The organism is Deinococcus multiflagellatus (genome assembly GCF_020166415.1).
Classification (GTDB): domain Bacteria; phylum Deinococcota; class Deinococci; order Deinococcales; family Deinococcaceae; genus Deinococcus; species Deinococcus multiflagellatus.
In genome coordinates this window covers 312,314-337,093 of the sequence record NZ_JAIQXV010000003.1, presented here as the reverse complement: position 1 = coordinate 337,093, position 24,780 = coordinate 312,314, and the positions used below count along the sequence as shown (strand labels likewise).

23 protein-coding genes are annotated in these 24,780 nt (G+C 68.6%); 16 read left to right on the top strand and 7 right to left on the bottom strand.

Annotated features, from left to right (window positions below):
• Positions 1–7 precede the first annotated feature (7 nt).
• From K7W41_RS06705 to K7W41_RS06695, 3 genes are all read right to left on the bottom strand, one after another.
• Positions 8–853 carry a DegV family protein gene (locus tag K7W41_RS06705; protein WP_224606038.1) on the bottom strand — a complete coding sequence of 282 codons (846 nt, stop codon included), beginning with the start codon at positions 851–853 and terminating at the stop codon, positions 8–10.
• A gap of 92 nt (positions 854–945) precedes the next feature.
• Positions 946–4,041, bottom strand: a complete 3,096-nt coding sequence (locus K7W41_RS06700) for a (Fe-S)-binding protein (protein WP_224606035.1) — start codon at positions 4,039–4,041, stop codon at positions 946–948.
• Positions 4,042–4,136: 95 nt separating this feature from the next.
• Positions 4,137–4,757 carry a helix-turn-helix domain-containing protein gene (locus tag K7W41_RS06695; RefSeq protein ID WP_224606032.1) on the bottom strand — a complete coding sequence of 207 codons (621 nt, stop codon included), beginning with the start codon at positions 4,755–4,757 and terminating at the stop codon, positions 4,137–4,139.
• A 99-nt stretch (positions 4,758–4,856) separates the two neighbouring features.
• Between K7W41_RS06695 and K7W41_RS06690 the strand changes: the two genes are divergently transcribed.
• The 7 genes from K7W41_RS06690 to K7W41_RS06660 all read left to right on the top strand — a co-directional run bounded on the left by K7W41_RS06690 (position 4,857) and on the right by K7W41_RS06660 (position 10,786).
• The gene (locus K7W41_RS06690; protein ID WP_224606029.1) at positions 4,857–4,994 is read left to right on the top strand and encodes a hypothetical protein; all 138 of its coding nucleotides are present in this window, start codon (positions 4,857–4,859) and stop codon (positions 4,992–4,994) included.
• Between the two features lie 182 nt (positions 4,995–5,176).
• Positions 5,177–5,710, top strand: a complete 534-nt coding sequence (locus K7W41_RS06685; protein ID WP_224606026.1) for a hypothetical protein — start codon at positions 5,177–5,179, stop codon at positions 5,708–5,710.
• Between the two features lie 79 nt (positions 5,711–5,789).
• Positions 5,790–6,815: an ATP-binding protein gene (locus K7W41_RS06680; protein WP_224606023.1), complete on the top strand. Its 1,026-nt coding sequence runs from the start codon at positions 5,790–5,792 to the stop codon at positions 6,813–6,815.
• A 91-nt stretch (positions 6,816–6,906) separates the two neighbouring features.
• Positions 6,907–8,037: a vWA domain-containing protein gene (locus K7W41_RS06675; RefSeq protein WP_224606021.1), complete on the top strand. Its 1,131-nt coding sequence runs from the start codon at positions 6,907–6,909 to the stop codon at positions 8,035–8,037.
• Entirely contained in the window at positions 8,034–8,873 is an 840-nt protein-coding gene (gene nudC, locus K7W41_RS06670; protein ID WP_224606019.1) for an NAD(+) diphosphatase, read from the top strand. The genes K7W41_RS06675 and nudC overlap by 4 nt, the downstream gene beginning before the upstream one ends.
• The gene (locus K7W41_RS06665) at positions 8,870–10,273 is read left to right on the top strand and encodes a hypothetical protein (protein ID WP_224606017.1); all 1,404 of its coding nucleotides are present in this window, start codon (positions 8,870–8,872) and stop codon (positions 10,271–10,273) included. The genes nudC and K7W41_RS06665 overlap by 4 nt, the downstream gene beginning before the upstream one ends.
• Before the next feature lie 39 nt (positions 10,274–10,312).
• Positions 10,313–10,786 (top strand): NUDIX domain-containing protein, encoded by a 474-nt coding sequence (locus K7W41_RS06660; RefSeq protein ID WP_263489563.1) that lies wholly within the window; start codon positions 10,313–10,315, stop codon positions 10,784–10,786.
• A 566-nt stretch (positions 10,787–11,352) separates the two neighbouring features.
• On the opposite strand, the gene K7W41_RS06655 is transcribed toward K7W41_RS06660, so the two are convergent.
• Positions 11,353–13,563, bottom strand: coding sequence for an ATP-dependent helicase (locus K7W41_RS06655; protein ID WP_224606015.1), 2,211 nt, complete (start codon positions 13,561–13,563; stop codon positions 11,353–11,355).
• 109 nt (positions 13,564–13,672) lie between these two features.
• Here K7W41_RS06655 and K7W41_RS06650 point away from each other — a divergent pair, with 109 nt between their 5' ends.
• The 5 genes from K7W41_RS06650 to K7W41_RS06630 all read left to right on the top strand — a co-directional run bounded on the left by K7W41_RS06650 (position 13,673) and on the right by K7W41_RS06630 (position 19,611).
• The gene (locus K7W41_RS06650) at positions 13,673–14,587 is read left to right on the top strand and encodes a cation diffusion facilitator family transporter (protein WP_224606013.1); all 915 of its coding nucleotides are present in this window, start codon (positions 13,673–13,675) and stop codon (positions 14,585–14,587) included.
• Positions 14,588–14,777: 190 nt separating this feature from the next.
• A complete protein-coding gene (fdhF, locus tag K7W41_RS06645; RefSeq protein WP_380058105.1) occupies positions 14,778–17,795 on the top strand; it encodes a formate dehydrogenase subunit alpha in 3,018 nt (1,005 codons plus the stop codon).
• 60 nt (positions 17,796–17,855) lie between these two features.
• Complete coding sequence (locus tag K7W41_RS06640) at positions 17,856–18,359, top strand: DUF1641 domain-containing protein (RefSeq protein ID WP_224606010.1); 504 nt, start codon at positions 17,856–17,858, stop codon at positions 18,357–18,359.
• A 62-nt stretch (positions 18,360–18,421) separates the two neighbouring features.
• Entirely contained in the window at positions 18,422–19,147 is a 726-nt protein-coding gene (locus tag K7W41_RS06635) for a formate dehydrogenase accessory sulfurtransferase FdhD (RefSeq protein WP_318010897.1), read from the top strand.
• A complete protein-coding gene (locus K7W41_RS06630) occupies positions 19,144–19,611 on the top strand; it encodes a hypothetical protein (protein ID WP_224606008.1) in 468 nt (155 codons plus the stop codon). The genes K7W41_RS06635 and K7W41_RS06630 overlap by 4 nt, the downstream gene beginning before the upstream one ends.
• Here K7W41_RS06630 and K7W41_RS06625 read toward each other — a convergent pair.
• Entirely contained in the window at positions 19,562–20,365 is an 804-nt protein-coding gene (locus tag K7W41_RS06625) for an alpha/beta hydrolase (protein ID WP_224606005.1), read from the bottom strand. The genes K7W41_RS06630 and K7W41_RS06625 overlap by 50 nt on opposite strands.
• Before the next feature lie 350 nt (positions 20,366–20,715).
• Here K7W41_RS06625 and K7W41_RS06620 point away from each other — a divergent pair, with 350 nt between their 5' ends.
• Positions 20,716–21,111, top strand: a complete 396-nt coding sequence (locus K7W41_RS06620; protein WP_224606002.1) for a hypothetical protein — start codon at positions 20,716–20,718, stop codon at positions 21,109–21,111.
• Positions 21,112–21,443: 332 nt separating this feature from the next.
• A complete protein-coding gene (locus K7W41_RS06615; protein ID WP_224606000.1) occupies positions 21,444–21,962 on the top strand; it encodes a hypothetical protein in 519 nt (172 codons plus the stop codon).
• Between the two features lie 78 nt (positions 21,963–22,040).
• On the opposite strand, the gene K7W41_RS06610 is transcribed toward K7W41_RS06615, so the two are convergent.
• On the bottom strand, positions 22,041–23,501 hold the full coding sequence (locus K7W41_RS06610) for a class-III pyridoxal-phosphate-dependent aminotransferase (RefSeq protein ID WP_224605998.1): 1,461 nt from the start codon (positions 23,499–23,501) through the stop codon (positions 22,041–22,043).
• 36 nt (positions 23,502–23,537) lie between these two features.
• Positions 23,538–23,825, bottom strand: a complete 288-nt coding sequence (locus K7W41_RS06605) for a rhodanese-like domain-containing protein (protein WP_224605995.1) — start codon at positions 23,823–23,825, stop codon at positions 23,538–23,540.
• Positions 23,826–23,882: 57 nt separating this feature from the next.
• Between K7W41_RS06605 and K7W41_RS06600 the strand changes: the two genes are divergently transcribed.
• A complete protein-coding gene (locus tag K7W41_RS06600; protein ID WP_224605992.1) occupies positions 23,883–24,197 on the top strand; it encodes a rhodanese-like domain-containing protein in 315 nt (104 codons plus the stop codon).
• Complete coding sequence (locus tag K7W41_RS06595) at positions 24,197–24,556, top strand: metal-sulfur cluster assembly factor (protein ID WP_224605989.1); 360 nt, start codon at positions 24,197–24,199, stop codon at positions 24,554–24,556. The genes K7W41_RS06600 and K7W41_RS06595 overlap by 1 nt, the downstream gene beginning before the upstream one ends.
• Positions 24,557–24,780 lie beyond the last annotated feature (224 nt).

Sequence of the window (24,780 nt, the reverse complement as noted above, 5' to 3'; positions counted from 1 at the left end):
CCTCACTTCAGGCGTGCAGGGGTTCGAGGGTCACGCCAATCGTGCCGGGCCCCGCATGGGTGGCCACCACCGCGCCGATGGGGTGGTCGCCCAGGTCGTCGAGTTGCAGGCCCTGCAGGCCCGCGCGGACCTCTTTGAGGTACCCTTCACCGCCAGGGGTGGCCATGAAGGCGGCGCGGGCCCCGCCGTGCTGCGCAGCGTACTTGCGCACGTGGTCCATGAGGTCCTGCATGGCCTTTTTGTGACCGCGCACCCGCCCGGCCGACTCCACGCGGCCATTTTTCACGGTCAAGATGGGCTTGATGTTCAGCAGGCTGCCCAGCAGCGCCTGCGCGCCACCAATGCGCCCGTTGATGCGCAGGAAATCCAGGGTGTCCACGGTAAAACGGATATCGGCCACAGACGCCACGCGCTCCAGCTCGGCCACGATCTCGCTGACGCTTCGCCCGGCCTGCACCATGTCCAGGGCGCGCAGCACGCGCATGCCCAGGCCCATGCTCACCGACTTGCTGTCCACCACCGTGACCTTCCCGGCGAATTCCTGCGCGGCCAGCCGGGCGCTGCCCACCGTGCCGGACATCTGCCCGCTGATGTGGATGCTCAGCACGTGCTCGGCGCGCTGCAGGGCCTCGGTGTACACCGCCGCGAACTCGGCCGGACTGGGCTGGCTGGTGCTGGGCGTTTTCTTGCCGGCTTTGAGGCCCGCAAAGAGGTCTGAAGGCGTGATCTCGATGCCGTCTTTGTGCATCTTGCCGTCAAACAGCACGTACAGCGGCACACTCACGATGCCGAGGTCCGAGCACAGCTGCGCGCTGAGGTCACTCGTGGAGTCCGTGACAAGGGCGGTGGTCATTCCCTGATCTTACCGTGACCTGCCTCACCAAGAGCAGGCGCCGCCCGTCACGTGAACAGGCGGCGCCGCAGGCCTTCAGCTGGGCAGGGTGGTCAGCTGCCCTTCTTGGGCGTCCATTTCTTGCGGCCAGTGGCGGCGCTGTCGCCCGGAGTGGGATCAGGGGCAGAGGACTCAGCAGCAGTCGGCTCGGGGGCAACAGCGGCTTCGGTCACCCCGGGGGCCGGGGCTTCGGGTGCAGGAGCCGCAGCGGCACTCTTCGGGGCCCACTTCTTGCGTTCGGGGCTGGGGGCCGCTTCGGCCTCGGCGGGGGCACTGGGCACGGGCGCGGCCTCCACCTCTGGGGTGGCCGGGACGGCGGGGGTGCTTGGGGCCGCACTGCCCTTGGGGGCCCACTTCTTGCGCTCGCCTGGGGCCGGCGCGGTGTCGCTACTGGGCGCCGCCTCCTGGACCGGTGGGGTGGGCTCCGTCGCCGCAGGGGCAGGCGCGGCGTCGGCCTTCGCCTTCGGCGTCCAGGCTTTGCGGGCCGGGGCCTCGGCGGCGGGGGTCGCAGGTTCGGCCGCAGCGGGCGCTGGGGTCACCGGCGCGGCGCTCACATCGTCGGCCGCCTTGGGCTTCCAGGCTTTGCGCGCGGGGGCCGCCGGCTCGGCAGGTTCAGGGGCCGCCACTGGGGCTGGATTCACGTCGTCGGCCTTGGCCTTGGGGGTCCAGACTTTGCGGGCCGGCGCCTCGGTGGTTGGGGCATCTGGGACCGGGGCGGCAGTGGCGGGAGCGGTGGCAGGAGCAGCGGCAGGCGCCACATCGTCGGCTTTTGCCTTCGGGGCCCAGGCCTTGCGGGCGGCGGGGGTGGGCGCGGCGGCCTGCAGCTCGGGCTGGGTGTCCGGGTTCTGCACCGGGCTGCCAGGCTGGGCGTTGAGGGTGTCGGCGCTGGTTTCGCCCACCACGGCCTCCGGGGCACCCGTGCCGGGCGCTTCGCCGGTGCGCTCCATCGGCAGGGCAGCGTTCGGGGTCATGGCGGCGTCGGCCTGCACCTCGGCTGGGTCACTGACCACGGCCAGGGCCACGAACTCGCCACTGGCGCGCTGCACGCTTTCCAGCATCAGCTCGGCCACGTCCTTGACCACGATGTCGTCGCGCTTCTGCTTTTCGGGCGTGGAGTTCATCATCGCCTTGCAGAAGGGGCAGCCCACGGCGACCACTTTGCCGGTCTGCTCGTAGTCGTCGCTGGCGGCCTTGGCACTGTCCAGCCGGGCCTGAATCTCGCGGAAACGGTTGTCGGACACGCGCTCGCGGCCCTCTTCCTCTTCCTTCCAGAACTGCGCGCCGCCGGCCCCGCAGCAGAACGAATTCTCGCGGCGGCGCTCCAGTTCCAGCACCTCGCCGGCCATCTTGGTGATCAGGGTACGGGGGGCGTCGTACACGCCGTTGTGGCGGCCCAGGTAGCAGGGGTCGTGGTAGGTGACGTTCTGGGCCAGCTGCTCCATAGGCAGCTTGCCGGCCGCCACCAGCGTTTCCAGGTACTCGGTGTGGTGGATGGTGCGGTAGTCGCCGCCCAGCTGCCGGTACTCGTGGCCGATGGCGTTCATGCAGTGCGGGCAGGTCGCCACGATCAGCTTCGGCGCCACCTGGTTCAGGGTCGCCACGTTTTCTTCGGCCAGTTGCTGGTACAGGAATTCGTTCCCGGCGCGGCGGGCGCTGTCACCCGTGCAGGCTTCCTTCTTGCCCAGCACCGCGTAGTTCACGCCGGCCTTGTCCAGCAGCTGCACAAAGGCGCGGGCCACCTTCTGCGCGCCGGGGTCGTAGCTGGCCGCGCAGCCCACCCAGTAAATGACGTCGGGCTCGGGGTTTTCGTCAATGGTGGGGACTTTCAGGCCCTCGGCCCACTCCATGCGCTTGTCGCGCGAGATGCCCCAGGGGTTGCTGGCGCGCTCCATGCCCCGGAAGGCGGTCTGCAGCTGGGGCGGGAACTCCCCGGCCACCATCACCTGATGGCGGCGGATATCCACAATGTCCAGCATCTGCTCGTCCTGCACCGGGCACACCTGCATGCAGGCGCCGCAGGTGGTGCAGGCCCAGACCGATTCCTCGTTGATGGCGTATTCCAGCAGCGGGTGGGCGGTGCTGGCCCCAGCTTCAAAGGGTGCCGGCTTCAGCGTGAAGGGGCTGGGGTGCGCCGCGATCACGTTCAGTTCCATGCGCTTGTTGATTTCCAGCGCGGCTGGGCTCAGGGCCTTGCCGGTGGCGTTGGCCGGGCACACGTCCTGGCAGCGGTTGCACTGAATGCAGGCGTAGGCGTCCAGCAGCCGGGGCCATTCCAGGTCTTCCAGCTTTTCCACGCCCAGCTTGGGTTCCTCGGCTTCCATCGCCTCGGCCAGCCCCTTCATCGGCGGCAGCACGCCGCTGCCTGCGGGGCGCTTGAGGGCGTAGTTCAGGGGCGCCATGAAGATGTGGATGTGCTTACTGAAGGGGAAGTACGCCAGGAACGCCAGAATGGAACCCAGCGCGCCCCAGTACCCGGCAATGCGCCAGCCCTCAATGGCCTGCTCGCTGGCCCCGCCAAACAGCACGCGCCCCAGCGCCGAGGACAGCGGCTGGAACGAATCGTAGCCGCCCAGCACGCGCGATTCCTCGGCCATCTTGGCGGCGTTGCCCAGCACGCGGCTGCCCACATGGAAGGTGATAAAGCCCGAGACGATCAGCGAGTCGCGCAGGATGTAGTTGGCGCGCAGCAGCGGGTGCAGCAGCGTTTTTTCGGTGAAGCGGAAATCGCGCTTACTGGGCAGGAACAGGCGGCGAATCACCAGACTGAGCACGCCAACGAGCACCAGGAAACTCAGAATGTCGGCCAGCAGGTTGTAGCCGGCCAGCAGCGGGCTGCTGCGGCTGTAAAGGTGAAAGGGCAGGTAGCCTTCCAGGCCGTCCACCACGTTCACCAGCAGGTAGTACACAAAGCCGTAGAAAATAAAGCTGTGCAGCACGCTGACCCACGTACGGCGGCGGAAGGTGCGCTCCTGGGTCAGGCTGACGCGCAGGGCGTACAGCAGGCGCTGCAGGGGGTGGTCAAAGCGGGCCTCACTGGCCGCTGCGCCGCGCGCCACGCGCCGGTAGAGCCGGTAAAAGCCCCATACGCCGAAGCCGCCGGCAATCAGGGCAAAGACAAAGAACAGAATCTGGTGAATGAGGGGCAGCAAGAGGAGACTCCTTCAGGCAGAGGATGGGGCAGCAGAAAAAATCTTGGACTCGGTGCAAAGTATAGCGGACGCCGGGCCCTCTGGCGCGGTCGGCCCTAGCTGTACACCGCGTCGCGGGTCAGGCCCAGGTGCAGGAAATACATCTCGCCCGGCCCGGTGTCCGGCTGCTGCTCGAAATATTCCATAACCAGCGCCGCCAACCGCTGCTTGAGTTCCCGGGCCTGCTCGCGGCTGAGCCCAATCACCGTGTATTCGTTGAGTGGCAATTCGGGCAGCGGCGCGCCCGGCGTCTGCAGTTGCCAGGGCGTAACGGGCCGGCGGATCAGGTAGCCGTCTGGGGTGATCTGCAACTGAACATACCAGTCCGGTGAGACCCGGCGGTACTCCTGGGTGTAGCCCTGAAGCAGCCGCGCCCAGATGGGCTCATTGAGCTGCCTGAGCATGTCTTCCAGGGGCATCACCCGTGAGGGGTCGATCAGGAAGTCTTGGGTGACGGCCTGGTACTGGGCGGGGCGGCCGCATCCCACCTCGGTCAGCAGGCCCAGCTTGACAAAGCGCTTGACCCAGTAGGTCAGGGCATTCTGTGCCTGCCCGGTGGCCTCGGCCACAGCCGCGATGGTGTGGGGGCCCAGCATGAACGGCGCCAGCAACCGTGTTTTTGAGGAGTCCAGCAGCACCTCTACTGCTGAGGGATCGTCCACGATAACACGCGTCATATCAAAACTCTACAGGTTTTTTTGAATTCTTCCGGCGCTAGCCTGCAGCCCACTGTGAACCTTGGTTTCCCACCCGGAAACGCTGCCCAGGAGAATGGTATGTCCCGCTTAAAAACCTCTGTTCTGCGCACTGCGCTGGTGCTGTTCATCGCCGCGCCCTTTGCTTCCGCCCTGTCGTGCGACGCGCCAGTGATTCCCACCTGTCGCCCGCCGAAGTGCATTGTGAATCTGAACTGATACGACTTCCGAAAAATTCCAGAACCCTGGGAGTTGCAGGAACATCCAGTTCTTTTCTGAATGTTCCGGAAATGGACGGAAATCCGTATGACCCCTCCCCACCTGTCGCCGTCCGCCTCTCCCGTTTTTCCGGCGGCGACGGTTTTCTTTGCCAACTTTTGCCCCCCAAGGAGCCCACCCCCATGCGCCACACCCTGCTGACCACCGCTGCCCTGTTGCCCCTGCTGCTCGCCGCCTGCACCGGCGGAGGCGGCGCGCCGGCCCCCACGCCCGGCCCGACCCCCAACCCCACGCCGGCGCCTGGCCCCGGCTCGGCCCTCACCACGCGTCTGGCCGCTTGCCCGCAGGTGATGAACAGCTCTGACCCGGCAGCCACTGCCTGCCTGGCCGGGACCTACAGCGGGAAGACGCTGGCGAATGCCGCCTGCACCGTCACCATCCGCGCCGACGGCAGCTACGACTTTGACACCCCCACGCTCAAGTACACGCATGCGCCCGCAGCGTCCGCCATTCGCATCTTCACCCACCAGGTGAGTGTGGGCCCCACCCACACCCTGATCTGGTTGATGAGTGACAGCGCCTCGGCCAACCCCGCCTACGAGATGGATTTCAAGGCCCAGTTCGGCACCTATGCCCAGCCCCCGCAAGTGACCATTGAAGGCACCCAGCGCATTGGCAACGCGCAGACCAGCGCCAGCTGCGTGCTTCCCCTGTAACGTCCCTTTCCCCTCTGCGCCCGCAGCCTTCACCGGTCTGCGGGCGCCTGCGCTTGGCGTGTGCGCTACCCTGCCCCTTGTGAGCCTGACCGCCGCCGAACTGCAAACGTACCTCAGCGCCCTGGTAACCGGCGACCTGAAACTGTCCACCATGATCTGGGGCCCGCCCGGCGTGGGCAAAAGCAGCGTGGTGGCCCAGGTGGCCGAGCGCCACAGCTTGGGATTCGTGGACGTGCGCCTCTCGCAGCTGGCCCCCACCGACCTGCGCGGCCTGCCGGTTCCCGAAGCCGACGGCGCGGGCAGTGGGGTCAGCCGCTGGTATCCGCCCGAATTTCTGCCGCGCCACGGCGCCGGGATTCTGTTTCTGGACGAGGTGAACATGGCGCCGCCCACCATGCAGGGCATGGCGCAGCAGCTCATTCTGGACCGCCGGGTGGGCAGCTACGTGTTGCCCGAGGGCTGGTTTGTGTGGGCCGCTGGCAACCGCAAGGAGGACCGCGCCAGCGTGTTCGACATGCCCGCGCCGCTCGCCAACCGCTTCCTGCACCTCACTGTGCGCCCGGACTTTGAGTCGTGGCGCGGCTACGCCCTGGGCCGGGGCCTGCATGAACACGTCATTGCCTTCCTGACCTTCCGTCCGGAACTGCTGCACCGCCTGGACCCCCAGCAGCCCGCGTGGCCCAGCCCGCGCGCCTGGGAAATGGCCTCGCGCCTGCACCGCGCGGGCCTGGACACTGCCCCGGCCATTGGCGAGGCAGCGGGCGCCGAATTCAGCGCCTTTGTGCGTCTGTACGAACAGCTGCCAGACCTGGGCATTGTGCTGGAGGGGCGCGGCACCGGCCTGCGCCTGCCCGACGAACCCAGCGTGCGCTACGCCGCCGTGGTGGGCCTCGCGGCCCGCGCGGCGGACGCTGATCAGGCCTACCACGCCTTTACCTGGCTGGCCGACAGCGCAGGCCCCGAATGGCTGCAACTGTACGTGGCGACCCTGGTGAGCAAGTTCCAGGCCATTGGTCAGCTGGGCGAACTGGCCGCCCTGATCGGCCGCGATGAGCGACTGGCCGCGCTGGTGCAGGGCACGTTGGCGCTGACGGAAGGAACGTGAGGGGAGATGGTGAATGGTTGATGGTTGATGGAAACGGCGAACTGCTTTTTCCATCAACCATCAACCGTCTCCCCTCACCGCCGGAGGCCCCGTGACGCCTCCGGCCGGCCCCGACTTCCAGCGCCTGATTTCCGGGTCGCGCCTGCGGCTGCGGGGCAAGTCGGCATTCTTTGCCACGCTGCTGCTGCACGCGGAATTCGTGCCCTCGCGCGAGGTGGCCGCCGCCGGAACGGACGGCGAGCGGGTGTATGTGAACCCCGAGGTGGCCGCCAGTCTGGCACCCGACGTGCTGGACGGCCTGCTGCTTCACGAGGTCCTGCACGCGGCGCTGTCGCACGTGGAGCGGCGCGGGCCGCGCGAGAAGAAGCGCTGGAACAAGTCGGCCGACCTGATCGTGAACGGCATGGTGGCGGCGGCCGGGTTGCCCACGCCTCCGCAGTCCCGGCGCGACGAGCACCTGGAGCGCCTCAGCGTGGAAGAGGTGTACACCGCGCTGGAAGGCGAAGCCGAGGGCGACGGCGACGAGGACGGCGACGACCTGCTGGACGCCCCGCCCGGCGACGCGCCCCCCAAGCAGGGCAAGCCCGGCCAGAGCGTGGCGCGGCAGTGGCAGCAGGCGCTGGCCCAGGCCCGCAGCGTGGACGCCATGAGCGGCGGCAAGGGCGACGATCCCCTGGGCATGCACCGCGAACTGATGCGTCTGGCCCCCGCGCGGCTGGACTGGCGCGCGCACCTGTGGCGCTTTCTGGCGCGCACGCCGGTGGATTTCGGCGGCTTTGACCGCCGCTTTGTGGGGCGGGGCCTGTACCTTGAAGCGCTGGACGACGAGTCGCTGCGCGCCCTGATTGCCGTGGACACCTCCGGCAGTGTGGACGACGACGCGGTGCGGGCCCTGGTGGGGGAGGTCCAGGGGGTCCTGGGGGCCTATCCGCATGTGAAGGCCACTCTCTACTACGCCGACACCGAGGCCTACGGGCCGCACGACCTGAGCCCCGGCGGCCCCATTCCGGCCCCCCAGGGCGGCGGCGGGACCGATTTCCGGCCCATCTTCCGCCTGCTGGATGAACACGAGCCGGACGTGCTGGTGTACCTCACCGACGGCTACGGCGATTTTCCCGAGCAGGCCCCCCGCACGCCCACGCTGTGGGTGGTGCCGCCCGGCGGCCTGGAAGACGAGGGCTTTCCCTTTGGCGAGGTGCTGCGCCTGGAAGAACACGGGTGAAGGCCACCAGCCGCCCCGAAGGCTTCCAGCCCAGCCTGACGCTGGTGCCCGGCGAGGACGCGGCGTGGGTTCTCTTTGACGGGCCCCGCCTGCTGCTGGGGGCAAACGGCACGCTGCCGCAGGGCGCCCTCCCCTTTGCCGTGGAAGACGTGATCCCCCTGGGCACGCTGGAGGGTCAGCCCTTCTTTGCCGCTGGGCTGGCTGGCGACCTGCCCACCGGCTTCGAGGCCCTGCCCCTGCGCGCAGGCTTTACCCGCCTTCCCGAAGCGCAGATGGGGCTGGCCGGGTACGCGGCGCAGCTGCTGGACTTTGCCCGCACCCACCGTTTCTGTGGACGCTGCGGGGCCCCTCTGGCCGAAGCCGGGCACGAACGCGCCCGCACCTGCCCGGCGTGCGGCCTCACGGTCTACCCGCGCGTGGCGCCCGTGGTGATGGTGCTGATCCGGCGCGGCCAGGGCCCACAGACGGAACTGCTGCTGGCGCGCGGCCCCCACTTTGCCCCGGGCGTGTACTCGGCGCTGGCGGGCTTTGTGGAACCCTCGGAAACCCTGGAGGCCGCCGCGCACCGCGAAGTGCTGGAAGAGGTGGGCGTGCGCATGGAGCACCTGCGCTATGTGGGCAGCCAGCCCTGGCCCTTTCCGCACTCGCTGATGATGGGCTTTGAAGCGGAATACGTGGGCGGCGACGTGGTGCCGCAGCCCGGCGAGATTGAGGATGCACGCTGGTTTCCGGTGGACCGCCTGCCGGGATTACCGGGGCCCTTCAGCATTGCGCGCGCCCTGATTGACCGGGCGGTGGGTCAGGCGCGGGGCAACGTGGCATCATCGGGCCCATGACCACCGAACTGGACCCGCGCACCCTGACCCTACTGGGGGTGGAGGGCGCGCTGGAGGCCGCCGCCGCCCCGCGTGCCAGCGCCGAGACCCTGGGTGGCCTCTCGGCCCACCCGGACAGCCGGGTGCGCGCCCTGGTGGCCCGGCACCCCAACACCCCCCCGGAGGTGCTGGGCACTCTGGCCGCCGCCTACCCGGCCGACGTGCTGGCCAACCCGGGGCTGCCCCTGATGCGCCTGGCCCGCCCAGGGCTGCTGGGCAACTTTCCAGCCGACGGCGTGGTGGCGCTGCTGAACACGCCGCAGGCCCCGGCCTGGGTGGTGGACGCCGCGCTGCGCCACGAGGACTACGCGGTGCGCACCGCTCTGGCAGCCCGCGCGGACCTGAACCCCGAACGGGTGGCGGCCCTGGCGCAGGACGCGGGCTGGCAGATCCGCGAGGCGGTGGCCCGGCGCGAGGTTCTGCCTGAACCCCTGGTGCGCCAGCTGGCAGCCGACGACGACTACGACGTGCGCAAAGCCGTGGCGGGTCGCCCGGACCTGCCCGGCGACGTGCTGCGCACCCTGGTAACCGACGCCCACGGCATGGTGCGCGCCGCTGTGGCCCGGCGCCTGGACCTGCCGCTGGACTGCCTGATCACCCTGGCTGCCGACGGCGACGCCGACGTGCTGGCCACCCTGGCCCGCCGCGTAGACCTGCCGCGCAACGTGCGCGCGTGGCTGGCGGGCAGCGACGACCCGGCGGTGCGCGCCGCCACGCTGCAGGCCTGGACCGTGCCGCCCGAATGGCTGACCCGCGCCGAGCAGGACGCCGACCCCGACGTGCGCGCCGCCCTGGCCCGCCGCCCCGACACCCCCGCCGGGACCCTGGTGCGCCTGGCCGCCGATGAAGCCGAAGCCGTGCGCCGCGCAGTGCTAGAGCGCCACGACCTTCCCGATGAGGCCGTGCTGGCCCTGGCCCGCGCCCCCGAAGCGGACATCCGCCTGCATGTGGCCAGCGCCGAGGGGCTCTCCGGCGCGGTGCTGGACGCCCTGCTGCAAGACACGGACGCCAATGTGCGCACCGTGCTGGCCGTGCGCCCCGATCTGGGCCCCGCGCGCCTGACCACCCTGGCCGCCGACCCCCACGCCGAGGTGCGCCGGGCTGTGGCCTACGCGCCCACCACGTCCCCGGAGACCCTGGCTGCCCTGGCGAGCGACCCCAACGCCGGGGTGCGCCGGGCCGCCGCGCGTCACCCGGCGCTGCCCGCCCCTGCCCAGGAGGCCCTGCGCAACGACCCCGACGACGGCGTGCGCCTTGCGCTGGCGGGCCGGGCCGACCTCTCCCCCGCCCTGCGCGCGGCCCTGGCCGGGGACCCTGATCCCAGCGTGCGCGCTGAACTGGAGGTTCCCTCCGCCGAATGACAGACGCGCGCGGCCAGCCCTGAGCCCCACACTGCCCCCATGACCGATCTTCGCCTGCCCCTGGGGGGCCTGAAGTTCAGCGTTCGCGTGGCCATTGTCTGCACCCGGGACGGGCACCTGCTCACCAACACTGGCCCAGGCGAATTTGGCCCTGGCTTTCACTTTCTGCCCGGCGGCGCGGTGGCCGTGAACGAGGACACCCTGAGTGCCGCGCGGCGCGAGTGGCAGGAAGAGGTGGGCGTAGCGCCGGGGCCGCTGCGGCTGGTAGGGGTGGTGGAGAACTTTTTCGGACCGCCGGAGAAGCGACAGCATGAGCTGGGGTTTTACTACCACATGGAGGCGCCGGCTGATGTTCCGGATGGGGTGTTTGCCACGCTGGACCATGCCGAGATGAGCTGCCAGTGGGTGGCGTTTGGGGCGCTGGCGGAGGTGGCGGTGTATCCGCTGGTGGTGAGGGAACTTTTGGATGTGCCGGTGGGGGTGGTGCGGCATTTTGTGAATCGGGAGGGGTAGGGGGGCTTGGTTTGTGGGGTGTTGGGTGGTGAGGGTTGCTGGCGTGGCCCCACCCCCCCAGCCCCCCATCCCCAGAGGGGACGGGGGGAGCGGCGCTGCGCTGGCAAACGTTGACTGACGATGTGGGGCGGCTTGCCTTCGCCCCGCGTTGTACGCCGTGGTCCGCCTCCGCCCATCGCCTCACGCCCGCGCGCTGCGCGCACGACGGCTTCCGTTGCTCGCCCCGCAGGGGTGAAGGGCAGGGACGTTTAAGACCCGAGGTTCTACTTTTGAAAGGCAAAAGCCGCTGTTGCCTCTGCTGCTTTCAAAGTAGAACCTTCTGGGCCGCACCAAGCCGTCTTGCCCCAGCACCGCCCAGGTCCAGACGAGGCCGTCGTGCCCGAAGGGCGCGGGCCATTACGCGTTACCAGCGGATGGCGTCGAGGCCAGACACGTCAACGAATGGAGCAACCCCAGCCAACGTCAGTAAAAACTCTTGCCCAGCGCAGCGCCGCTCCCCCTGCCCCTCCGGGGTAGGGGGGCTGGGGGGGTGGGGCAAACCCGCGACAAAACTGAAAAATCTTCCCTCAAACCGCCGTCAAATTCGCAAACTTCACCAGCAGCTTCTTCGTCCCCGCACCCGGAAAGTGAACAGTCACCTCCTGCCGGTCCCCCACCCCCGCCACCGCCAGCACCTGCCCCTCCCCAAACTTCGGGTGCCGGACCTTCTCCCCCCCCCGGTACGCCATCTCATTGGTCAGCGGACTGGTGTTCTTCACAGCGGCGGGCACGGTGGGCCGGTAGGTCTTCCACGTTTTGGCACGGTACTCGATTACCTGACCGTAAGGGTCAATGGTGTCAAAGTGCCCCTCAATCTCTTCTAAAAACCGGCTGTCCTCAGCAGCGTTCGTCTTGCCAAATTGCATGCGGTTTTGCGCGGCGGTCAGGAACAGGCGCTCCATGGCGCGGGTGATGCCCACGTAGAACAGGCGCCGCTCCTCTTCAATGCCGCCCGCCTCCACCAGCGCGCCCCGGCTGGGCAGCAGCCCTTCCTCGGCCCCCACGATAAACACCACGGGGAACTCCAGGCCCTTGGCGTTGTGCATGGTCATCAGGGTCACGGCGTCTTCGGGGGCGCCCTTGTTCTCGGCCTTGGTGCGCATATCGTCCACGCTGGAGAGCAGGGCGGCGTCGTCCAGAAAATCGGCAATCGTGCCCTCGTGTTCCTGCGCCCACTCCTGCGCGGCGTTGATCAGTTCGTCGAGGTTCTCCATGCGCACGGCGCCCTCGGGGCCTTCCTGGCGCAGCAGGTCCAGGTAGCCGCTCGTTTCGATCACGTAGCGCAGAAACTGGGCGGGCTCGTAGTTGTCGGCGGCGTCGCTCATGGCGTCCATCAGGCGGGCAAATTCCACGGGCTTGTTCGCCCCCCGGTCCAGAATGCGGTCCTCCTCGGCGCGGGCGCAGGCGGTGAGCAGGCTGGTGCCGTTCACCCGGGCCCACTCCAGCAGCTTTTCCAGCGCCGTGTCGCCAATGCCGCGCCGGGGCCGCCCGATGATCCGGCGCAGGGCCACGTCGTCGCTGGGGTTAATCGCCAGCCGGGCATAGGCCAGGATGTCCTTGATCTCGCGGCGGTCGTAAAAGCCCACACCGCCCACGATCTTGGCCGGAATCTGCACCCGGCGCAGCGACTCTTCAATCACGCGCGACTGGGCGTTCGTGCGGTACAGAATCGCCATCTCGGTGAACTTGCGGCCTTCCAGATTGTGCAGCCGGGTGATCCACTCGGCCACAAAGTCGCCTTCGGCGCGGTGATCGGTGGCGCGGTGAAAGACGACGGGGTGGCCGTCTTCTTTGATGGGCTTCAGCGTCTTGTCCAGGCGCTCGGCGTTGTTTTCAATGAGTTTGTTGGCAATAGTCAAGACGCGGGCACTGGAACGGTAATTGTGTTCCAGTAGATAGACTTTGGCATCCGGGTAATCTTTTTGAAAATCGAGGATGTTTTGAATGTCAGCACCACGAAATTTATAGATCGACTGGTCGGGGTCCCCGACGACCAATAAATTGCGGTCTCTGGATGATAATAGACGCGTTAATTCATATTGCGCCTTATTCGTATCCTGATACTCGTCAATATGAATGAACCTGGCGCGGTTCTGCACCGCGTTCAGAACGCCGGGCACCTCCTGAAAGAGGCGCACCGTTTCCGTAATCAGGTCGCCAAAATCAATGGCGTTCTGGCTTTTCTTGCGGGCTTCATAGCGGCGGTAGGCTTCGGCGGCGGCCTCACGCGGAATCCCGGAAATGAACGGCTCGCCGCTGCGGTCCAGGTCGTTCGGGGTCAGCAGATTGCTCTTAGCACGGTCCAGAATGCCGCGCACCACGCGGGGCGAGGTCTCCGGGCCGATGCCGGGAATGGACCCCATGATTTCTTTCAGCAGGTCCAGCTGGTCATCGTCGTCGTAGATGACAAAGCCGCGTCTCAAGCCGATGTGCTCGCCGTACGCCCGCAGAATGCGCACGCCCGCGCTGTGAAAGGTGCTCATCCACAGCTTGTCGGCGCCGGGCACGAGGTGGCTGGCCCGCTCGCGCATCTCGGCGGCGGCCTTGTTGGTAAAGGTCACGGCCAGAATCTCGCCGGGGTTCACGCCGTAGTGCCCGATCAGGTGGGCAATGCGGTAAATCAGGGTGCGGGTCTTGCCACTGCCCGCGCCGGCGATCACCAGGGCGGGGCCGGTGAAATGGTCGGCGGCCTGGGCCTGCGTGGGGTTGAGCTGCGAGAGAAGATCGGGCGCGGTCACCGGAGAATTGTATCAGGGCCGATTCTGTTTCCGGCGTAATGGCAGAGGAGCGCGCTGTCCCCGCTGGGGGCACGCCTTTCGCCGCGCCTAACCCTGCTACGCTCCTCCGGTGACTGGCCCGAGTGCTCCGCCGCAGACGTCCCCGGCCACCCGGCTCGCGCTGGGCAGCGTGGTGGTGGCGGTGGTGGTCCTGGGCCTGAAATTCGTGGCCTACGGCCTGACCGGCAGCGTGGCGCTGTACTCCGACGCCCTGGAAAGCATCATCAACGTGGCGGCGGCCGTGGCGGCGGTCATCGCCCTGCGGGTGGCGGCCCGCCCCGCCGACGCCGGGCATCCCTACGGCCACACCAAGGCCGAATACTTCAGCGCGGTGGCCGAGGGCGTGCTGATTGTGCTGGCCGCCGTGAGCATTGCCCGCGAGGCGTGGCCGGTGCTGCTCAACCCCCGCCCCGTGGACGCGCCGTTTGCTGGGCTGGCGGTGAACCTGGGGGCCAGCGTGCTGAATGCGCTCTGGGCGTCGGTGCTGCTGCGCCAGGGGCGGGCGCTGCGTTCCCCGGCCCTGCTGGCCGACGGGCGGCATGTGCTGAGTGACGTGGTGACCAGCGTGGGCGTCCTGATCGGCGTGCTGGCGGCCCGTTTCACGGGGCTGCCGGTGCTGGACCCGCTGCTGGCGCTGCTGGTGGCCCTGAACATCCTGTACAGCGGCTGGCATCTGGTGCGTGACAGCGTGGGCGGTCTGATGGACGCCGCAGTGGACGCGCAGACCGAGGGCCGCATTCGCGCGCTGCTCAGTGAACACGGCGAGGGCGCCCTGGAAATGCACGACCTGCGCACCCGCCACGCCGGCCGCGTGACCTTTATCGAATTCCACATGGTGGTGCCCGGCGACATGACGGTGTCGGGGGCCCACGCCATCTGCGACCGCCTGGAAGACGCCCTGCGCGCCGAAATGCCCGGCGCCAACGTGACCATTCATGTGGAACCCCAGGAACAGGCCAAGCATCACGGGGTGCTGGTGCTGTAGGCGCCCTGGGGGCGCGCCGATGGCGGATAGCAGATGGCAGATGGCCAAAAGCCGGTTTTGCCTTCTGCCATCAACCATCTGCCATCAACCATTGGCCCTCCGCCCCCACCCCCTATACTCCCCACAAGGTTCGCAAGGGGGCTTTATGGGGCAAAGAGACGTGCCAAACGACGCGCAGCTCCGTTCGGTGGTGGGGCCGGCCCGGCCGCCACGGGGCGCGGCGGTCAGCATTCAGGTGGACGGGGTGGCCTGGGCGGCGCACGAGGGCGAGCCCCTCCTGGAGGTCATCAACCGCGCGCAGATTGAACTGGCGCAGGTGTGTTACCACCCGCAGCTGGGCCCGGTGCAGACCTGCGACACCTGCGCCGTGGAGATTGACGGCGCGCTGGGCCGCGCCTGTGGCACGCCGGTGCGGGCGGGCATGGTGGTGCGCACCCAGACCCAGGCCGCCCGCACCGCGCAGCGTGACGCCTACGACCGGCTGGTGGCCAACCACGACCTGTACTGCACGGTGTGCGACAACAACAACGGCAACTGCACGGTGCACAACACCCTGACGCTGCTGGCGCCGCAGCACCAGACCCGGCCCTTTCAGCCCAAGGGGTATCCCAGGGACGACTCCAACCCCTTTTACCGCTACGACCCAGACCAGTGCATTCTGTGCGGGCGCTGCGTGGAAGCCTGCCAGAACGTGCAAGTGCAAGAAACCCTGAGCATCAACTGGGAGGCCGAGCAGCCGCGCGTGCTGTGGGACGGCGGGCGGGCCATCAACGACTCCAGCTGCGTGTCGTGCGGGCACTGCGTGACGGTCTGCCCCTGCAACGCCCTGATGGAGAACACCATGCTGGGCGAGGCCGGCCTGTTCACCGGCATTCCCCTGCCGGTGTGGAACGCCGCCGTCGATGTGGTCAAGGGCGTGGAGGCCAGCACCGGCCTGCAGGCCATCACGGCCATTTCCGAGATTGAGGCGGCGGGGCGCGAGCGCCTGATTCAGAAAACAAAGACGGTGTGCACCTACTGCGGGGTGGGGTGCGCCTTCGAGGTCTGGACCAAGGGGCGGCAGATTCTGAAGGTGGAGCCTGGACAGGGGCCCGCCAACGGGATTTCTACCTGCGTGAAGGGCAAGTTTGGCTGGGACTATGTGAACAGCCCAGAGCGCCTGACCACGCCGCTGATCCGCGAGGCCACAGGCTTCCGGGAAGCCAGCTGGGACGAAGCCCTGGACCTGATCGCCAGCCGCCTGGAAGGGCTTCGCGCCGCCCACGGCCCCGACGCCTTGGCGTTCGTGGCCAGCAGCAAGAGCACCAACGAGGACATCTTTCTGGTGCAGAAGTTTGCGCGGCAGGTGATCGGCACGAACAACGTGGACAACTGCTCGCGCTACTGCCAGTCGCCCGCCACCAGGGGGCTGTCGCAGACGGTGGGGATTGGCGGCGACAGCGGCACCATTCATGACATAGAGCAGGCCAGTCTGGTGCTGATCGTGGGCAGCAACACCGCCGAGAGCCACCCGGTGCTGGCCACCCGCGTCAAGCGCGCCCAGAAGCTGGGCCGCACCCGGGTGATCGTGGCGGACCTGCGCGAACACGAGATGGCCCGCCGCGCCGACCAGTTTCTGCGCCCCAGGCCCGGCACGGATTTCGTGTGGATCAGCGCCGTGTGCAAGTTCATTCTGGACCACGGGCTGGAGGACCGGGCGTTTCTGGCCGCCCGTGTCAGTGGGCTCGACGAATACCGCGAGTCTCTCGCCGGCTACACGCTGGCGTTTGCCGCGCAGGAGACCGGCCTCCCTGCCGCCACCCTGGAAGCGCTGGCCCGCCAGATCGCCGCCGAGGAGCGGGTGTGCATCCTATGGGCAATGGGCGTCACGCAGCAGTGCGGCGGCAGCGACACCAGCGCGGCCCTCAGCAACCTGCTGCTCCTGACCGGCAACTACGGGCGCACCGGCACCGGGGCCTACCCGCTGCGGGGGCACAACAACGTGCAGGGCGCGGGTGACATGGGCGCCATGCCCGATCAGGTCAGCGGCTACCAGAAAACCACTGACCCTCTGACGGTGCAGCGCCACGAGCGCGAATGGGGCGTGACCCTGCGTCCCGAACGTGGCCTGGACAACACACAGTTGACCGACGCCGCGCTGGAAGGCACCCTCAAGGGCCTGTGGATTACGGGTGAGGAGATGAGCCTCACCGACGCCAACGTGAACCACCTCGCGCGGGGCTTTGAGGCGCTGGACTTTCTGGTGGTGCAGGACCTGTACTTCACGAATACCGCCCGCTACGCGGATGTGGTGCTGCCCGCCGCCGCCTCGCTGGAAAAGGAAGGGACGTTTACCAGCACCGAGCGCCGCATTCAGCGCCTGTACCGCGTGATGCCGCCCCTGAAAGGCACCAGGGCCGACTGGGAGATTTATCAGGCGGTGGCGCAGCGGCTGGGGGCGGGCTGGAACTACACCCACCCCGCCGACATCATGGCCGAGATTGCGCGCCTGACGCCCTTTTATGCCGGGGTGACCTACGAGCGGCTGGCCGGGCACGGGTCGCTGTGCTGGCCGGTGGCCGAGGACGGCACCGACACGCCGCTGCTGTATACCGAGCGCTTTCACTTCCCCGACGGGCGGGCGCGGCTGCATCCCGCCACCTACAAGCCCCGCGCCTCTGCGCCAAATACCGAGTACGACCTGCACCTGAACAGCGGGCGCCTGCTGGAGCACTTTCACGAGGGCAACATGACCTTTCAGGTGCCGGGGCTGGCGGGCAAGGTGCCGGACACCTTCGTGGAGGTCAGCCCCGAACTGGCCGCCGAGCGTGGGCTGCAGAGCGGTCAGTGGGTGCGCCTGGTCAGCCCGCACGGGGCGGTGCGGGTGCGCGCGCTGGTGACCAGCCGCGTGCAGGGCCATGAGCTGTACCTGCCCATGAACGCCCGCCACGCCGAGGCCGCCGTGAACCGCCTGACTGGCAGCGGCGGCGACAGCCAGACGAACACGCCCGCCTACAAGGACACCAGCGTGCGCCTGGAGGTGCTGCCCGAGGTGGGCGACAACCCGCTGCCCCGGGGCAATCCGCGCTGGGGCCACCCCACCCCGCAGACCGGCGCCGAAGTGACGCGCAAGTGGGCCCGGCCCGACTACGTGTTTCCCGGCGGCCCGCAAGCCCTGCGCGGCGACAGCCTGAATGCCCGCGCCGACGCCCTGGGCACCGACGACTAAAGCAGCCGACTGGCCCTGTTGACGGCCAACCCACCCTTCGCCCACTCCCCGAGGTTTTTTATGGCCAAGCCGCTGGATTATGCCCCCCGCCCGCCCACGCCCCAGGCGCGCCTGCAGGGCGAGGTTGAGGATTCGACTGAAGCCCTTCTGGAAGGCCTGACCCTGCTGCGCGCCCTGCACGACCACGGCGTGCTGGACGTGCTGGGCAAGACCGTGCGCGGCGGCGAGGGCCTGAGCGCCGCGCTGCTGCACCAGTTGGGCGGTGCGGGCGGCACGACGCTGCTGCGCAACGTGGCCGAACTGGGCAAGACCCTGGGCACCCTGGACCCGCGCGAGGTGGGCCTGCTGGGCCACGCGCTGACTACCGGGCTGAACGAGGGCGCGCGCCACGTGGCCGCCGGGCGGGGGCTGGGCCTGGGCGAGCTGCTGGCCCTGCTGAAAGACCGCGACGTGCAGGTGGCCCTGGGGGCCATCTTTGCTCTGCTCAAGGGCATGGGCCGCGCCCTGCGCGAAGCAGAGGGCGACACCGCGCCTGTGCCCAACCAGACCGAGGTGAACCGCTGAAAGGCCCCAGTGTCTGGCTGCCGGTCCGGCGCTTTCCGGCCGGGCAGCCCCAGGAGGACGCTGTGGCCTGCGAGGAGCCGCTGGAACTGCGGCTGCACACCCCGGGCGGCCCACTGCCCCTGGGCGTCCTGATGCGCACCCCGGGGTTCGAGCGTGAACTGCTGCTGGGCTGGCTGGTGGCCGAAGGGCTGCTGCCGGACCATTTTGCCCTGAACCCCAACGGCGAAAACCCGAACCTCTGGCACCTGCACACCCCCGAGCACGAGCGGCTGGCGGGGGCGGCGCGGCTGGCGGTGTCGTCCAGCGCGTGCGGCGTGTGCGGCACCGGCAGCATTGAGCGGCTGCTGGCGCGGGCCACGGCGCCCGGGTGGACCGCCGGGCCCCTGAGCGCGGCGGCCCTGGCGGCCCTGCCCGAGCGGCTGCGCGCCGCCCAGCCGGGCTTTGCCCAGACGGGCGGGCTGCACGGCGCGGGGCTGTTCACGCCGGCGGGCACCCTTCTGGCGGCCTTCGAGGATGTGGGGCGCCACAACGCCGTGGACCGGGTGGTGGGCTGGGCGCAGGCCCGCCTCGCGCTGCCGCTGACGGACCATGTGTTGGTGGTCAGCAGCCGCGCGGGGTTCGAGATCGTGCAAAAGGCGGTGGTGGCGGGCGTTGCCGTGGTGGTGGCGGTGGGCGCCGCCACCAGTCTGGCGGTGGACACGGCGGCGGCCTTTGGGGTGACCCTGTGTGGGTTTGCCCGCGAAGGCCGCGTGACGGTGTACAGCGGGGCGGAACGGGTGAAGTCGTGAACCGGGCCGATCTGCGTGACGCCTTCACGTTCGACGGCGCCTTACTCGAACTGACCGTGGAGGACCTGGATGCCGCCGGCCTCTGCACGGTGCTGGCTGATTTTCCCCTGCCCTGGACCTTTCTGCTGGACGGTGAGCCCGCGCCACTGCCTGACGCCACCACGCTCCGGGCCCTAGTGGAAGAGGCCGAGCACACGCTGGAGGTGAGTGTGGACCCAGCGGGGCTGCGGCTCATCCTGATGGTGAACTTTGGGCTGCCTCCCCTCACCGCCACCCTACACCCGAACGACGTGCCCGACGAAGCGGCCTTCGACCGGCTGACGCTGGCGATGACAGCCCTGGCTGGCCCTGAACGTCGGGTCTGGATTCAGCCAGAAGGCGCGGACCTCGTGTGGAGTCACGCCTGGGCCGTGTTCACCGCTGAGCGGGGGTGGCACCCTCCAGCGCCGCCAGAAACCCCGTGATTGCCCGCAGCATGTCGCCTTCAGCCTGGGCGCGGCTAACCGTGGGCACGCCGTCGCCCCGCTGTGGGCCATAGCGGCCGAAAAAGGCGTGGACCGCGCCGGGAATCACGGTCAGGGCAGCCCCGTCTGGCAGGCGGGCCAGACCGCCACGCACCGCGTCGGGGGCCGCCACGCGGTCGTGCTCGGCCAGCAGGGAGAGGGTGGGGAGGGACTGGCCTTTCAGGCTCACGTTGCCTGCCGGGTAGGCCGCCATGAGCACCAGCCCCGCCAGCTGCCCGGCATGGCCCGCCGCGTACTGCGCGGCCATCGCGCCGCCCAGCGAGTGCCCGGCCAGCACCACCGGCCGGCCCTGGGCATAGTGCTCAATGAGCGCCCCAGCCCGGTTGGGCGCGGTCACGGCAAGGTCCAGCGGAAAGGCCGGAATCACGGTCTGGACCCCCTGCGCGGCCAGCGCCCGGCCCAGCCACTCGTACGCCTGGGGGCGCACCAGCCCGCCGGGGTAGAAGACCAGCAGCAGCCGTGCGGGCCCCTGCGCCGGTTCAATGTTCAGAACCGGCCCGCCCACCCTCTCCAGCGTGACCCGCGCCTCGCGGCTGGCGGCGTCGGTCACGGCGTCCTGGCCGGGCACCAGCGGCGGGCGAAAGAGAATGGGCTGCGCGCGGCCCAGGCCGTAGCCTGCCAGTAGCAAGGCCCCGCCCACCAGCCACGCACGCACGCGGGGCGACAGGCGAGGCCGGGAGAACCGTCTGGACATGCCGCCCAGGCTACAGCGGTGGGGCAGGCGCAGAGAGAAAGACTTCAAACGCTTCGGGCGGGCAAGTTCAACCCCTCTCGCTGGAAACCTCGATGACGCCTGCGCGCTTGCTTCACATTCCTTTGCGGGAAAATCCAGTGCGGCAGAGCGAAACCCATAACTCAGGGGGCGTCGCAGGAGACAGATTGCCAGGGTCTGCATCCCGGGCAGTGTTGGTCTGCTTCTATGAGGTGTCATCCGGTTTATCGACACCGGCATCAGTCTGCCTCAGTCGTGGCAAGGGACGACGGTGGGCGACGCGGTGCTCATCTGGTGAGTCATGGCCTTGCCTCAGGCCGTATGGTGACGGCATGAACCGTCTTTACGCTGCGCTGTCCGGTGCCCTGCTGCTGTCGCTTGCCTCCTGCGCGCCGGAACGCATCGGTGAAGCGGCCGGACAGCTTAGTGAAGCGCGCACCCGAGCGGTCAACACGGCCGCGCAGGCATACATCCATCAGTGCATGGTGGGCATTGAGGTCAAAAAAGTCGAGTCCGGCGGGAAGAACTATGCGTTTCTGCCCGAAACCAGCAGCTGTGCCGACGGCGTGCTGGGCCAGACCGCCCTGCCAGGCTCAGAGAATGTGGCCCGGTCGGAAATCGTCCCCAATGCCGACAAGACCGGTTACGTCCTGACCGTCGAAGCAGTGTCCGGGAAGACGTACCGTCACGACTCCCTGGCGGGGCCCGGTATCGAAGAGGTTCAGTAACGCGGCGCTGCACCGCAGCGAAAGAGGCAGACGTACACGTTGGCCCGACTGACGCCCGCCGTGCGTTAGGCAGCCGCCCAACGGCCAGGCCTCCCATCCACTCATGCAGACTTATGCCGGTGTCAATAGACCGTCACTGAAAGAGGGCGAAGAAGTGGACGGGCTGAGCGTTCAGGAGAGCGTCTTTCGCTCTGCCCGTTCCGACCTTTGCAAGACCCCTCCGATGCGCCGGTTGAATGCACAACCGCCGTCACCTCTCACCAGCACACCCTCACCCCCAGTCCGTAACCTTGTGCGGTGTGGGGGCCGAACGGCCGGGCTAGCATGGAGCCGTGACCCCTCCCCTTGCGGACCGGCCCACGCGGCCCCTGCCCACCAAACCGGCGGGCCATGTGGAACTGGCGCGGTATTCCAGCCTGGGCCGCTTCTGGGCCCTGCTGGGCGGCGCGGCGCGGGCCGGGCGGCATGTGACCGCCGTGCGAGGCGACGCCCCGGACGTCTGCCGGCGGCGCATCAGCGGCTACGTGCTGCCGGGGGCCGGGGTGTTTCTGGACACCGCCCGCACGGCGGCCCACCTCGAAGATGGCTTTGCGCCCCACCCCGCTCTGGTGGCCCTGCTGGCCGGCGACCCCGCGCCGCTGCGTGCCGAACTGAACGCCCACTTTGAACTGCGCGTGGATTTCACCATGGCCCTGACCACCCGGCGCGACCTGATCGCCCGCCCCGAGTTCCGTTTTGCGCCCATTGTGCCCGGTCTCAGCGACCTGCCGGCCGATCTGCCCCTGGAGGTGCGCCGCCTGGGCCGCGACGAACTGCATCTACTGGTGCAGCGGGCCTGCGGCATGGCGTAGGGAGGGTTGTAGGACGTAGGTTGTGGGTCGTAGGAAGGACGGTTTTCCCACAGACCACAACCCACAACCTACACCCCTTCACCCATCGCTCGGCGTGCGCTTCTTCGGGCTTCTTGCCGCAAAGCTCGCCAGGCGCGCGGTGACCTGCGGCGGGGTTTTCAGCAGCAGGTCGCGGGCATTGGGGTGGGTCTGGGCAAACGCTTCCACGCGGTCCAGCAGGGTGGCAAAGACGTCCTGGGGCATGTCCAGGGCGGGGGTCAGGCGCACGGTGCGCTTGCTGCTCAGGGACAGGTTGGCCATCACGCCCGCACCGTGCAGTTCGCGCAGGGCCAGAATGGCGGTGGCCTCAAAGACGATTTCCTTCAGGGCGGCGGGCAGGGGCACGCCCACCATCGGCCGGAACTGCATGGCCAGCAGCAGGCCCTGACCGCGCACGTCTTCCAGCAGCCCTGGGAAGCGGCGCTGCACCGCCTGCAGCCGGCTCAGGCCCTGGGCGCCCAGGGTGCGGCTGCGCTCTGGGAGGTTCTGCTCGATCAGGTATTCCAGGCTCTTGAGGCCCACCGCCATCGCCAGGGCGCCGCCGCCAAAGGTGTTGCTGTGGCGCTTGCTGCTCAGGCCGCCCAGCATCTTCTTGTAAATGGGCGCGCGGACGATGGTGGCCCCCACCGCCGTCATGCCCCCGCCCAGCGGCTTGGCCAGCGTGATGATGTCCGGGTCCAGCCCCTGCGCCGCCGACTCGAACCAGTGCCCGGTGCGGCCCAGGCCCGTCTGGATCTCATCGGCAATGACGGGGATGCCGTGCTTGCGGCACAGTTCGCCCAGGCCGCGCAGAAAGCCGGGCGGGGGGATGTTCACGCCGCCCTCACCCTGAATGGGTTCCACCACCACGCAGGTCACGTTGTCCGGGCCCACGCGCCGGATCAGGGCCGCCAGGGCGTCCAGGTCGCCGTAGGGGCTGGTCAGGGCGCCGGGCACCAGGGGCCGGAAGATGTCCTGGTATTCGGGGTTGGGGGTCAGGCTCAGGCTGCCCAGGGTCTTGCCGTGGTAGCCGCTGGCAAAGGAAATCTGGAACTTGCTGCGCGGGCGCCACGCCTTGGCGAACTTCAGGGCGCCTTCTATGGCCTCGGTGCCGCTGGAGCAGAAAAACACCTGGCTCTCCGCGTGGCTGGGCAGTTCCCGGGCCAGCAGCCGCACCAGGTTGGCCTGCAGGGCCGCGCGCCAGGGCCCGCTGGACTGCTGCGGCAGACCCATAGCCCGGTTTTTGTGCAGGAACTCGGCCATGAATGCGGTGATGGCTTCTGGCATCTCGCCAAAGGGCATGGCCGCGTAGCCGCTGGCATTAATGCGCCGCACGCCGCGTTCGTCTTCCAGCTCCCAGGGGGTGACCCGGTAAAAAGGGCCCGCCAGCCCCAGCACGTCCAGACCATAGAGGAGTTCCTCGTTGCCGTGGGCCAGTTCCAGGCGGCGCACCTCGGGGCCGGTCAGGCGCTCGTCCAGCACGTCACGCGTGGAAATAAAACCGGGGGGCAGGGCACACATGGGCGCCAGTCTAGAGCAGAGGGGCAGGGCCCCGGCTCAGCCCTGTCCCGACCGCAGCGCCGGCACCCCACCCGGGTACGCCTGCGCATCCAGGCCGTCGGCGCGCAGGTACTCGGCCGCCAGTGTGGAGCGCACGCCCCGTTCGCAGATCACCACCAACGGGCCCTGCGCCGGGGTCAGACGATGACTTCCCGCCTCGATCTCGTCCAGCGACACGGCCAGGACAGGCCGCTCCGTCAGACTTTCCAGCGGCTCGGCCGCCCGCAGCGCGGCGGGGCGCAGGTCAATGATGGTCACGCCGTCGGGCAGAGGCGGTGGGTTCACGCTACCCAGGATACGCACGGCACATTCCCTTTTGCCCCCTGGGCTATGCTGGGCCGCATGGAAGATGTCACCCCGCAAGAAGGGCAGCGCCGCGTGCAGGCGGGCGCGCTGCTCGTGGACGTGCGCGAGCAGAATGAATACGACGAGGTGCACGCCCAGGGCGCGCAGCTGATCCCCCTGAGCGAGTTTGAAAGCCGCCACGCCGAACTGCCGCGCGACCGCGAACTCGTCATGATCTGCCGCAGCGGCGCCCGCAGCGCCCGCGCCGGCGAGTTCCTGAAGGCCCAGGGCTACACGCAGGTGGTCAATCTCGCGGGCGGCACGATGGCCTGGGTGAACGAGGGGCTGCCGCACGTGCAGGGGCAGGGCTGATGGACGCTGAAGCCATGAACACCGAGACGCCGGCAGCCGGTACCCTGCCCAGCGAGGCCCAGGTGCTTGAAGCCCTGAAGGTCGTCAAGGACCCCGAAATTCCCGTGAACGTGGTGGACCTGGGCCTGATCTACGGCGTGGACGTGCAGGAGGGCGGTCAGGTGGACATCACCATGACCCTCACCAGCGTGGGCTGCCCTGTACAGGACCTGATCCGCGCCGACGCCGAGATGGCCGTGGGCCGCCTTGACGGCGTGAGCGGCGTGAACGTGGAATTCGTCTGGACGCCGCCGTGGGGCCCCGACAAGATGACCGAAGACGGCAAGCGCCAGATGCGGATGTTCGGGTTCAATGTATAGGTGATGGTTGAAAGTTGATGGTTGATGGAAAAGGCCAGCGCCTCCATCAACCATCGGCTTTTTGAGGAAAGGAGCGTGGAGTGACCGCGCTCCTCTCTTTTTCCATCCACCATCGACCATCAACCATTTCCCCCGCCCCCGTCCATCACCTTGCTCAGTACCTTTCAAACGCCAGATTTTGCCGGACCCCGGCCCCTGGGCAGCAGGGCGCAGTGTGCCGAATT

Excerpts from the sequence above, each read along its gene's own strand:
- K7W41_RS06705 (WP_224606038.1), bottom strand. The coding sequence starts at position 853 with ATGACCACCGCCCTTGTCACGGACTCCACGAGTGACCTCAGCGCGCAG.
- K7W41_RS06695 (WP_224606032.1), bottom strand. The coding sequence starts at position 4,757 with ATGACGCGTGTTATCGTGGACGATCCCTCAGCAGTAGAGGTGCTGCTG.
- K7W41_RS06690 (WP_224606029.1), top strand. The coding sequence starts at position 4,857 with ATGTCCCGCTTAAAAACCTCTGTTCTGCGCACTGCGCTGGTGCTGTTC.
- K7W41_RS06685 (WP_224606026.1), top strand. The coding sequence starts at position 5,177 with ATGCGCCACACCCTGCTGACCACCGCTGCCCTGTTGCCCCTGCTGCTC.
- K7W41_RS06665 (WP_224606017.1), top strand. The coding sequence starts at position 8,870 with ATGACCACCGAACTGGACCCGCGCACCCTGACCCTACTGGGGGTGGAG.
- K7W41_RS06660 (WP_263489563.1), top strand. The coding sequence starts at position 10,313 with ATGACCGATCTTCGCCTGCCCCTGGGGGGCCTGAAGTTCAGCGTTCGC.
- K7W41_RS06640 (WP_224606010.1), top strand. The coding sequence starts at position 17,856 with ATGGCCAAGCCGCTGGATTATGCCCCCCGCCCGCCCACGCCCCAGGCG.
- K7W41_RS06625 (WP_224606005.1), bottom strand. The coding sequence starts at position 20,365 with ATGTCCAGACGGTTCTCCCGGCCTCGCCTGTCGCCCCGCGTGCGTGCG.
- K7W41_RS06620 (WP_224606002.1), top strand. The coding sequence starts at position 20,716 with ATGAACCGTCTTTACGCTGCGCTGTCCGGTGCCCTGCTGCTGTCGCTT.
- K7W41_RS06610 (WP_224605998.1), bottom strand. The coding sequence starts at position 23,501 with ATGTGTGCCCTGCCCCCCGGTTTTATTTCCACGCGTGACGTGCTGGAC.
- K7W41_RS06600 (WP_224605992.1), top strand. The coding sequence starts at position 23,883 with ATGGAAGATGTCACCCCGCAAGAAGGGCAGCGCCGCGTGCAGGCGGGC.
- K7W41_RS06595 (WP_224605989.1), top strand. The coding sequence starts at position 24,197 with ATGGACGCTGAAGCCATGAACACCGAGACGCCGGCAGCCGGTACCCTG.